Source organism: Neobacillus sp. BF23-41 (assembly GCF_041106275.1).
In genome coordinates this window covers 103,140-114,686 of the sequence record NZ_JBGBPR010000006.1, presented here as the reverse complement: position 1 = coordinate 114,686, position 11,547 = coordinate 103,140, and the positions used below count along the sequence as shown (strand labels likewise).

Here is an 11,547-nt window from a genome sequence, read left to right as displayed (position 1 = left end):
TATTGGTGTTATTGTTGTTATTTTCACTCTCATCGTTTGATTCTTGAGGTAATATTTGGGAAGTTCCCTGAGGGCTACTATTGGTGTTATTATTGTTATTTTCACTCTCATCGTTTGATTCTTGACATAATATTTGGGAAGTTCCCTGAGGGCTACTATTGGTGTTATTGTTGTAATCTTCACTCTCATCGGTTGGCAATATTTGGGAAGTTCCCTGAGGGCTATTATTGGTGTTATTGTTGTTATTTTCACTCTCATCGTTTGATTCTTGACGTAATATTTGGGAAGTTCCCAGAGGGCTATTATTGGTGTTATTGTTGTTATTTTCACTCTCATCAGTTGATTCTTGACGCAATATTTGGGAAGTTCCCAGAGGGCTATTATTGGTGTTATTGTTGTTATTTTCACTCTCAACGTTTGATTCTTGACGTAATATTTGGGAAGTTCCCAGATGGCTACAATAGGTGTTATTGTTGTTATTTTCACTCTCAACGTTTGATTCTTGACGTAATATTTGGGAAGTTCCCAGAGGGCTATTATTGGTGTTATTGTTGTTATCTTCACTCTCAACGTTTGATTCTTGACGTAATATTTGGGAAGTTACCTGAGGGCTACAATAGGTGTTATTGTTGTTATTTTCACTCTTATCGTTTGATTTTTGACGTGATTTTTGTGAAGTTCTCTTAGGGCTGCTATTGGTTTTATTGTTGTTATTTTCACTCTTATCGTTTGATTTTTGACGTGACTCATGTTTTTCCGATTTAGCCTTTTTAATTTTTACTCCATAACTAACATTTTTAATGTGGGACATGGCAATGCGAATGATTTCCCCATTATTGACCAAATGAACTAAATCATTTTTTACCTCAATGAGTACCCCCTCTACCTTCTCCGTACTGCCACGATTGATATTTACCCAACGATATACCAATGATTTAAGCAGGTCTTTGAAATTGTTAGCTTTTTTAAATTCGAAATCCTTCGGAACATCAACGTCGAATTTAAACTGCTCTTTCAGATTATCTGTAAAACTTTTAATATGTTTAGTTTTGTGGTAGACGATCCCATCATCTTCCGTGAGAAGGCAGAGATAATCTTCACTTGCATCCATTAACATCCCAATTATGGATTCTGGTCCGCCTCGATCAACCTTGATTACTCTATCTTGAAAATATTTCGTGAGGTCTTTGCCCATATAAAAAATTCTCCCCTTTAAGTTATTAACTACACTGCATCGTATGTATAACGGGAGGAAGTTGTCCTAAGCAAATAGCCTGTCTTTTAATTGTTTGTCCTTTTCACTTTTTAACTAATAGGTGCTAGAGTTGAAGATCAGAGCTGTCATTTGGCAGCTTCTTGTTGTGCTAACGGGGAAGGATAGTGAAATATGGGCTCTATCATAAGGAGGTTTGTGTATGATAATTCTCCATTCAGGAATTATGGGTTTTCATCCAGCACCATCGGTTAATGAGAATAAATTCAAACAAATATGTTACTCTCTGTTCAGGTCAAAAGTATAGTAAAAATAAAAAAACCCTAGAAGTTGAGTAATATCAACATTTCTAGGGTTTTTATTATTGCTGGCTACGACACGTTTTTATTAACGTGAGTAGAACTCGACGATAAGAGTTTCGTTGATTTCAGCAGGTAATTCAGAACGCTCTGGTAAGCGAGTGAAAGTACCTTCTAATTTGTCCGCATCAAATGTTAAGAAATCAGGAACGAAGTTATTAACTTCGACAGCTTCTTTCACAACATCAAGATTGCGAGATTTTTCGCGTAGGCTGATTGTTTGACCAGCTTTTAAGCGGTATGATGGGATATCTACACGAGCGCCATCAACTAAGATGTGGCCATGGTTTACTAATTGACGAGCTGCACGACGAGTGCGAGCAAGACCTAAACGGTAAACAACGTTGTCAAGACGTGATTCAAGAAGAATCATGAAGTTTTCACCGTGTACGCCGCTTAATTTGCCAGCTCTATCAAAAAGATTACGGAATTGACGCTCAGTTACGCCATACATATGACGAAGCTTTTGCTTCTCTTGTAATTGTAATCCGTATTCAGAAAGCTTTTTGCGTTGGTTTGGACCATGTTGTCCAGGAGCGTACGGACGCTTTTCTAATTCTTTACCTGTGCCGCTTAGAGAGATTCCAAGACGACGGGAAATTTTCCAGCTAGAGCCAGTATAACGAGCCATGAATGACTCCTCCTTAGTGTTTTTATTTTGGTAAAATAAAAACCGTTATGAGACGCTTTAAAGCCATTTTATTTTCATGCACCTTCGCCCTAGCAGCTAAGGGTTACAAGATACACCATCATTTAAGGGCAATCTACCTTTAAGAGGAATAAAATGAGACGAATAAAGTTTTCACATAGGCTGCAATATTTTACACAAGGAGTATTATATAATTTTTATTCCTGTAAAGTCAAGAATATTTTTTGGGGATGATGATACAGGAGAAAATTATCGGAAAGATTATTTTAATAAAGTTAATAAATTATACAAATAAATGTCGCCAAAGTGTCTGAAAATTAACTATAATTAGGGTACTATGTATATATCTGGAATTAGATCGGGTGAAACCTATGGAAATTCTCGAATGTGATTTACACATGCAAGTTAATAGATATAAACAATTACTACAAATTACAGAAAAACTTCATTCGTTCCTTGATGTTAATCTCATCTTGGGAGAATTATGCGTAGCCCTTAAGGAAGTGTACCCTGACTATTCATTTTCCTTATTGCTTTCACAGGATACTCAAAGCCACAGTGACCTTCCGATTATTGAACTTGAATATGATAGTGAAAATATTGCTGCTATCAATGCATATGCAACCGGGGAGATTCAATTTGAATATTCCCCCCCTGAAAAACATGCAATTATTTATGCCCCATTAAAAGGGAAGCAGGTAACCTATGGAGTCTTGCAGATAATTGCAGCGGATACGACTGAATTTATTGCATATGAGGTGGAGTTTCTTACATTATTGGCAGGTTCTGCGGGATGTTCAATGGAGAATGCCCACCTCTATCAACAGTCAAAGAGGGAAATCTCAAACCTACAATTAATCAACGAAACTTCCCATTGTTTAAATTCTAACCTGCGCATGGTTGATACGATGACATATATGACAGAACAAATCATCACTTCCATTGATGCACAAGAAGTTGGCTTTTTCTTATTCTCAAATGAACAAGCAAATGTAAAAATACTCCCAGGTTCCACTTCATACTTTTACACTAAACAGGCCCGACTCTACATTGATTATATAAAGGAAAAGATCGAAAAGGAAAAAAATCCTTTATTTATAGGAGATATCAATCTCCAAAACATAAAGAGTATGACAAGCTTTCATTCGATTCTTGCGATTCCGATGATTCAGAGCGAAAAATTAAAAGGTTTCTCCATTGTGATGCATCAAAAGCCTTATTTCTTTTCCTTTGACACATTTAAGCTCCTGCAGTCACTAGTTCATCATTCATCGCTAGCGCTTACCAATTCAATGCTCAGAGAAGAGTTAGAGCATATGGTAATTACAGACCACCTTACCAAGCTCCATTCCCGCAAATTTTTGGATGAAAAAATCCAGTGGTCAATGAAAGAGATTGAAGAAGGTACCTTTATTCTCCTCGATATTGATAATTTTAAAGAATTAAATGATACATACGGCCATCAGGTTGGAGATAAAGTTCTTGTTCAGGTTGCAAACCTTATTAAACGAAATATTCGCGGGCAAGATATAGGCGCCCGCTGGGGTGGGGAAGAACTGGCCCTTTATCTTCCTGGTGTCCCTTTAGACAGAGGGGCAGCAATCGCTGAAAGATTAGTTAAAATGGTATCCGAATGCTCCGACCCGCATATTACAGTGTCCTGTGGTGTTTCTTATTGGAATAAGGAACGGCTCGATGCCTATCATTTCTTATTTAAACGAGCTGATGAAGCGTTGTATATTGCTAAAGGAACTGGGAAGAACAAAGTGGTCATTCAAGGAAACAATATAATGGTTAGTTAGGGCATTCATTTATGAATGCCCTAACGATATTCCCCCAACCTACATAATATATTATAAATATGAAAACGTTTTCAAACAGGAGGAATCCAAAATGGGGAAAAAGAAATCACGGTTTGAAACGGAAGTTATTCATTCAGGCTACTGGCCAAACGAACATCAAGACAGTTTAGTTCCCCCGTTATATCAAACATCTACCTTTACATTTACCAGTGCGGAGCAAGGGGAAAGAAGGTTTGCAGGGCAAGAAGAGGGATTTATTTATTCACGCTTGGGAAATCCGACGGTGAAAATACTGGAAGAACGGATGGCAGTCCTTGAACAAGGTGAGGCAGGCTTAGCTTTTTCGTCAGGAATGGCGGCCGTGAGTGCAGTGCTAGTAGCCTTAACAAAAACAGGTGACCATATCCTATGTTCACAAGGAGTATACGGCTGTACCTTCGGATTGTTGGAACTATTAAAAGGGAAATATGGGATTGAACACGACTTTTCTTTAATGGAATCGGCAGAAGCATTAGATCAAGAAATCCTCCCTAATACGGCTTGTATCTATATTGAAACGCCAATAAACCCTACAATGAAGCTGGTAGATTTGGAATTGGTGGCGATGGTGGCAAATAAAAAAGGGATTCCCGTTGTTGTGGATAACACATTTTGTTCCCCATATATACAAACCCCTCTTACCCTCGGATGCAATGTTGTCATTCATAGTGCAACAAAATATATCTGTGGACATGGCGATGTTATAGCGGGTCTTGTCATTGGGGAGAAGGAGTTTATTAGGCAGGTGTCACGGACGACCCAAAAAGATATTGGCGGGATTATCTCTCCTTTTGATGCATGGCTGTTGTTAAGGGGGATTAAAACACTGCCAGTGCGCATGGACCGCCATTGTGAAAATGCCCTGAGGTTATTTGAATTTATGAAAAGTCATCCGAAAATTGAATCAGTGTATTTCCCTGGGGATCCAGAACACCAAGATTATTCGATCGCGAAAAAACAAATGAAACAATCAGGCGGGCTCATATCATTCACGATAAAGGGATCCAAGGTATCGGCACAACAGTTTATGAATCAATTACAATTAATAAAAATTGCGGTAAGTCTTGGAGACGCCGAAACATTAATTCAGCATCCTGCAACGATGACCCATGCCGTGGTTCCAGAGGAAGAACGAAAAAAAATGGGGATTGAAGATAACTTGCTGCGGCTATCTGTTGGGCTCGAAGCATGGGAGGACATTCAAGAAGACCTGGATCAGGCACTGGAAAGGATTTAAAGAGAAAAAGCACAGAGAGAATTTCTCTGTGCTTTTTTCTATATATGTTCAACTAAAATTGCAACAAATTCTTCCAACATTTGTTGATCAAGTGCATCAAAACGATTTTTTTCAGGTGAATCAATATCCAGAACTCCAATTAGCTGCTCATTTTTAATGAGAGGGATAACAATCTCGGATTGGGAGGCTGCATCACAAGCAATGTGGCCGGGAAACTGATGAACATCTGCCACAAGAACGGTTTCTTTTTTCAAAGCAGATGTCCCGCATACACCTTTACCCAAAGGAATTCGTACACAAGCAGGAAGACCTTGGAATGGTCCTAATACCAGTTGTTGATTCGTATCCATTAAATAAAATCCGACCCAATTAATTCGGTCAAGAAATTGGTTCAAAAGGGCACTGGCATTGCTGAGATTCGCAATCTGATTGTTCTCATCGTGAATAAGAGCATGCAGTTGTTTTTTAACAAGATTATAATTTTCCTCGCGGCTCGCAGTATACATTTCGAAGTTAAACATGGTATTTCCCCTTTGTTTCAACAATTTTATTTATTATTTTATCAAATTTACAAGAAAATGAGCAGACTTTGTCGATTTTTTCATAAAGGAATCTGTGTTATAACAAAGAATTATAATGTAAGGGGATTTTTGGGTATACCAGAAGGGGGACAAATTATGAAGAAAAATGCTAAAGAAGCGATTGTTAAGGCCGCTATAACATTGTTTAAGTCCAATGGATACTCTGGAACATCAATCCGGGATATCGCCCGACTGGCAAAAGTAAATACGGCAACGATTGCCTACCATTTCGAAAATAAACCAGGTCTGCTAGAATATTGCTTTACGCATTTTTTTGAACAGTATATTAGTAAAATGGAAGAAGCCTACGCATCGATAGACAAGGGAGCAAAGGAGTGTTTAAAGCGAATTGTCACAGATTTACTTCATTATCAATGTGAAAATAGTAAATTAGCCAGTCTTGTCTATCGGGAAATGTCCATGGATTCGCAAGTGGTTCGCGAAATCATGTCAACCTATTTACTTAAGGAAAAATACTATTTTCAATTAGTATTTGAGCGTGGTTTTGAATGGAATGAATTCCGCCCTCACTCGATTCCTTATTTAATTATTCAACTTAAAGGATTATTGATGATGCCATTTATGAATACACATTATATGAGGGAAGTCTTGTATGTCTTTCCAAATGAACCATTTTTTGAGCAGAAATATTTAAAGGATATTAATTTATGGATTGATAAAACACTATGCTCGGATGTACCAATGAAAATGAGTGCAGTCATAAAATAGCGGCAATCGCTATTTTTTTTTAGTTAATAGGAAAGCATAAATTCAACTGCGCCTCATGAACCGTCCTATCAGACTCGGCAATTGGTGAGTTTTCATTTATTTTACAAAAAAATTGAAAATAATAGTCAAAAAATGTCGTTAACATGGTATCATAATAGCATTGAATCGAACATTAAGAGATTTTTTTATAATAGATGCATGAAAACTGGAATTTGAAAGAATGTTTTGGGAAATAGGGGGCTTACTTGTGAAATATTTCATTGGATTTTTTATCCTTTTACTAGCCTTATTTGTAATTGGGTATTTAATAAAGAAAAAGTACTTTAAGGAAATGGATCGATTGGAAGCATGGAAAATCGATTTAATGAATCGTCCAGTACTGGATGAAATGTCAAAGGTGAAGCTGCTTAATATGACAGGGCAAACTGAAGAACTATTCGAACGTTGGCGAAATCAATGGGACGATGTGGTAACGGTACAGCTGCCTGATTTAGAAGAATTGCTTTTTGATGCCGAAGAGTACATAGATAAGTACCGATTCAGTAAAGCGAAAGGTGTCCAGCAAGCTATTGGAGCAAAGTTACAAGAAACTGAGGATCAAATAAAAAGTATATTAGAAGAGTTACATGAATTGGTTGGCAGCGAGGAAAAGAACCGAGTTGAAATTGAAGAGCTTAAGGAGCAGTATCGGGAATCAAAAAAGATGCTGCTTGCCCATCGTCACAGCTTTGGCAGTTCAGAAAAGTGCTTAGAGGAACAACTCAACGTCGTTTCACTAAAATTTCAGGAATTTGATGAGAAAACTGAACATGGTAATTATCTTGAAGCCCGTGAAGTAGTTTTAATGATTCATAGTCAGCTTGGAATGATTAAAAAAGATATGGACTTGATTCCACAGCTGTTAATTGAATGTCAATCACTTCTGCCAAATCAGCTTTCAGATATTCATGACGGATACCGTGAAATGTCTGATCAAGAATACTATTTAGAACATATTAATTTGGAAAATGAAATCAAACGCTTAGAAGAGAAACTGGCTGAGAATCTAGAGCTTATCGAAGCAACGAAGATTGATGAGGCAGTAGAATGTATAAAAGAAATAAAGGAAAGAATTGATGTCCTTTTCGATTTATTGGAAAAAGAAGTACACGCCAAGCATTTTGTCATAAAAAATGAAAAAATAGCAAGTGAACTTCTTATTTCTGCCCAAGAGGAAAATAGTCATCTTTCAAATGAAGTCATTCATGTTCAAGAAATCTACCAGTTATCTGAAGGTGACTTTGAAACGCAGCGACAGCTGGAAAAAGAACTTTCCACTGTTTATAAACATTTTGAGATTCTGATTGAAAAAGTAAAGTTAAACGAAACAGCACAATCAGTGGTTAGTGAAGAGTTAGCTCAAGTAAAAGAACAGTTGGATATCATCCGAGAAGGGCAGCAAGATTTCGCTTTAAAACTTCAAGCCCTTAGGAAAGATGAATTTGAAGCAAGAGAAAAGCTTAAAGAACTTACCAAGAAAGTTGGAGAGACGGTTCGTCTCGTATCTAAGAGTAATGTTCCTGGCTTACCAGAAGATTATAAGTATTTATTTGAGGATACAAATGAAAGTATTCAAAATGTGAGATACCAGCTTGAAGAAAAGCCACTTAACATTTCTGCTCTCAATCAATATTTAGAAATTGCTGTATTAACGGTGGATAAACTTACCAATTCAACGATAGAACTGCTAGAAAATGTGATGTTAGCGGAAAAAGCCATTCAATATGGAAATCGTTATAAAAGCCAATATCCAAATGTAGCCAAAGGATTATTGGAAGCAGAAATGGCATTTAGACACTATGAATATCAAGTGGCTTTAGAACAAGCGGCTGCAACACTTGATGTTATTGACCCAGATGCATTGAAAAAAATAAAAGCCACATTTGCAACAGAATAATAAGAAAAGCTCGCTTCCTCTGCGCGGCGTATGGACTGGAGCACTTTGACTGAGATAAAGGAAACACGGAGAGCGTTAGCGCATTCGTGATTGACTTATCGTAGGGAAAAGGGCGAAGTACACTAGCCGCTGGAGCTAGACAAATCGCTGAGTTCAAAAAATTATACTCTTTTAACACATACAAAAAACCGATCAGTGCACTTTTAAGCTGAATCGGTTTTTTGTTATTCTTTTTTTTGTCTTTATGATAAGATTTATTTTTGTAAGAGTTCGGAGGAGAAAAAATGATTTATTTTGATAATAGTGCAACGACAAAACCGTTTAAAGACGTTATAGATTCGTTTGTTACGGTGTCTAGTGAATATTATGGGAACCCTTCCTCACTACACAGTATGGGGGGACATGCAGAGAAGCTGCTATCCCAGGCGCGGGAACAAGTAAGCAAGCTCTTAACAGTAAAGCCATCTGAAATATATTTTACTTCCGGGGGCACGGAAGGAAATAATATAGCGATAAAGGGATCTGCTTTATTACATAAAAATAAGGGTCGGCACCTGATTACATCAAGTGTTGAACATCCATCAGTTAGAGCCGCAATGGAACAGCTTGAACAGGAGGGTTTTGAGATAACTTACTTGCCTGTTGACAGGTTTGGAAGAATTAATGTTTCGGATCTTGAAAAAGCGATAAGAAAAGATACCATTTTAATATCCATTATGCAGGTGAATAATGAAGTGGGGACGGTTCAGCCAATTAAAGAAATTGGAGACCTATTAAAAAAACATCCAACGATTTTATTTCATGTTGATGCAGTCCAAGGAATAGGAAAGATTCCCCTTTCTCTCTATAAAAACAGAGTGGATCTTTGTTCGATATCCGGTCATAAATTTCATGGCTTAAAAGGCACCGGTGCCCTTTTTATCCGTGAGGGTGTGAGACTTGCTCCATTATTTTCTGGCGGCAATCAGGAACGGAAGATTCGAAGCGGTACAGAAAATGTGGCAGGCGCCGTTGCAATGGCAAAGGCACTTAGGATGACATTAATGAAAGGCGAAGCAGAGATGGAACGAATGAAGAATATCCACAGCCTGCTCAGGAAGGGGTTAGCAGAAATAGAAGGTGTTCAAATTCATACACCTACTGAAAATGCAGCACCCCATATTTTAAATTTCTCATTAAAGGGAATAAAATCAGAAGTATTCATTCATTCACTTGAGCGGAAAGGTATCTTTGTATCCACCACAAGTGCATGTTCCTCAAAAAAGAAATCACCAAGTAAAACGCTTCTCGCAATGGGCGTTCATGAAACGCAAGCTGAAAGTGCCATCCGGATTAGTCTCTCATTTGAGAATACCAGAGAAGAGGCAATGACAGCTCTAGTTGCTTTTAAAGAATCCGCAAACCAATTACGAAAGGTTATGAAATAGATGGAATATGATCGTATACTCATTCGCTACGGTGAAATATCGACAAAAGGAAGAAATCGCAATCAATTTGTAGAAAAATTAAGAAAAAGTGTTAGACTTGCTCTTGCTCCCTTCCCAAAAATTAAAGTAGAAGCAAGCCGTGATCGGATGTATGTCTTATTAAATGGTGAAAGCAGCGAAGCAATTATTGGAAAATTAAAGAATATATTTGGAATCCAATCCTTTAGTCCGGCCATCAAGCTGGAAAGAGATATTGAGGTATTAAAACAGACTTCACTTGATATGATGCGCTCCCTATACAAGAAGGGTCAAACCTTCAAAATTACTCCGAAAAGATCTGATAAAACATTTGAGTTGGATACGGACGGAATTAACCACACCCTTGGCGGCCATTTGTTGCAGCATATTTCTGGACTCAAAGTGGATGTGAAAAATCCGGATATTAATTTACGGATTGAAGTCAGAAAAGAAGCGATTTACCTATCATGCGAAACCATTCAGGGCGCCGGTGGACTTCCAATTGGATCAAGTGGAAAAGCCATGCTCATGCTTTCTGGTGGAATTGACAGCCCTGTTGCCGGCTATATGGCAATGAAGAGGGGACTAGAAATCGAAGCGGTTCATTTTTTCAGCCCCCCATTTACAAGTGAACGATCAAAGGAAAAGGTCATTGACCTTTCAAAAAAACTGGCTGAAATATATGGATCGATGACCTTGCACATCGTCCCGTTTACTGATATTCAGCAAACAATTCGCGAACAAGTACCTGAAAATTATTCGATGACATCAACGAGAAGGATGATGCTTCGAATCACGGATGAGATTAGGAAAAAACATGAAGGTCTTGCTATAATTACCGGTGAAAGCCTCGGGCAGGTTGCGAGCCAGACGCTTGAGAGTATGTACGCAATCAATGATGTAACAAATACACCTCTTTTGCGTCCATTGATTACGATGGATAAAACGGATATCATTAAAATCGCAGAGGAAATTGATACACTTGAAATTTCGAATAGGCCGTTTGAGGATTGCTGTACCATCTTTGTCCCAGCTTCTCCAAAAACAAAGCCAAAAAGGGAAAAGGTTCAGCATTATGAAAGCTTCTTTGATTTCGAACCACTCATTCATGAAGCGGTGCAAGAGACAGAGACGCTTGTCATTAAACCTGATGACAAGCAGCACTCAGAATTTAGAGAATTATTTTAAAAAGGTAAAATTCGAATATTTTGTGAACAATTACCAATTGTAATATAGAATGAAGCTAATAAGTTCTACACATTCTATACTCACAAGGAGGTGATATCACATGGCAAGCAACAACTCAAATCAATTAATAGTTCCTGGTGTTGAACAAGCTCTTAGCCAAATGAAATATGAAATTGCTACTGAATTTGGTGTAAATCTTGGTGCTGACACTACTTCACGCGCTAACGGTTCTGTTGGTGGTGAAATCACGAAGCGTCTAGTAGCAATGGCTGAATCACAATTAGGCGGCGGATTCTCTCGTTAATAAAAAATTAATACGATGGCTACAGAGAGCGTGGGGCTTCCCCCGCTCTCTTTTTTATGCTCAAG

At 37.9% G+C, this 11,547-nt stretch carries 10 protein-coding genes; 7 read left to right on the top strand and 3 right to left on the bottom strand.

Translation table 11 applies throughout. The annotated features are described in order from the left end of the window. Positions 1-1,195: hypothetical protein (locus tag AB7942_RS12050; protein WP_369447034.1), on the bottom strand; the 1,195-nt coding region annotated here is incomplete at its 3' end. Between the two features lie 405 nt (positions 1,196-1,600). After that, positions 1,601-2,203 carry a 30S ribosomal protein S4 gene (rpsD, locus tag AB7942_RS12045; protein ID WP_088089267.1) on the bottom strand — a complete coding sequence of 201 codons (603 nt, stop codon included), beginning with the start codon at positions 2,201-2,203 and terminating at the stop codon, positions 1,601-1,603. A gap of 389 nt (positions 2,204-2,592) precedes the next feature. On the opposite strand from rpsD, the gene AB7942_RS12040 reads away from it, so the two are divergent. Continuing rightward, complete coding sequence (locus AB7942_RS12040) at positions 2,593-4,023, top strand: sensor domain-containing diguanylate cyclase (RefSeq protein WP_369447033.1); 1,431 nt, start codon at positions 2,593-2,595, stop codon at positions 4,021-4,023. Positions 4,024-4,114: 91 nt separating this feature from the next. Further along, positions 4,115-5,299 (top strand): methionine gamma-lyase, encoded by a 1,185-nt coding sequence (gene megL / locus AB7942_RS12035; RefSeq protein ID WP_369447032.1) that lies wholly within the window; start codon positions 4,115-4,117, stop codon positions 5,297-5,299. A 38-nt stretch (positions 5,300-5,337) separates the two neighbouring features. Here megL and AB7942_RS12030 read toward each other — a convergent pair whose 3' ends face one another. Further along, positions 5,338-5,820 carry a GAF domain-containing protein gene (locus AB7942_RS12030; RefSeq protein WP_369447031.1) on the bottom strand — a complete coding sequence of 161 codons (483 nt, stop codon included), beginning with the start codon at positions 5,818-5,820 and terminating at the stop codon, positions 5,338-5,340. A 156-nt stretch (positions 5,821-5,976) separates the two neighbouring features. On the opposite strand from AB7942_RS12030, the gene refZ reads away from it, so the two are divergent. From refZ to AB7942_RS12005, 5 genes are all read left to right on the top strand, one after another. Beyond that, positions 5,977-6,609 (top strand): forespore capture DNA-binding protein RefZ, encoded by a 633-nt coding sequence (gene refZ, locus AB7942_RS12025; protein WP_088089263.1) that lies wholly within the window; start codon positions 5,977-5,979, stop codon positions 6,607-6,609. Positions 6,610-6,856: 247 nt separating this feature from the next. Continuing rightward, positions 6,857-8,545 carry a septation ring formation regulator EzrA gene (gene ezrA, locus AB7942_RS12020; protein ID WP_369447030.1) on the top strand — a complete coding sequence of 563 codons (1,689 nt, stop codon included), beginning with the start codon at positions 6,857-6,859 and terminating at the stop codon, positions 8,543-8,545. A 284-nt stretch (positions 8,546-8,829) separates the two neighbouring features. After that, positions 8,830-9,972, top strand: a complete 1,143-nt coding sequence (locus tag AB7942_RS12015; RefSeq protein WP_369447029.1) for a cysteine desulfurase family protein — start codon at positions 8,830-8,832, stop codon at positions 9,970-9,972. Further along, positions 9,973-11,178 carry a tRNA uracil 4-sulfurtransferase ThiI gene (gene thiI, locus AB7942_RS12010; protein WP_369447028.1) on the top strand — a complete coding sequence of 402 codons (1,206 nt, stop codon included), beginning with the start codon at positions 9,973-9,975 and terminating at the stop codon, positions 11,176-11,178. A gap of 100 nt (positions 11,179-11,278) precedes the next feature. Beyond that, complete coding sequence (locus AB7942_RS12005; RefSeq protein WP_098933347.1) at positions 11,279-11,482, top strand: alpha/beta-type small acid-soluble spore protein; 204 nt, start codon at positions 11,279-11,281, stop codon at positions 11,480-11,482. Positions 11,483-11,547 lie beyond the last annotated feature (65 nt).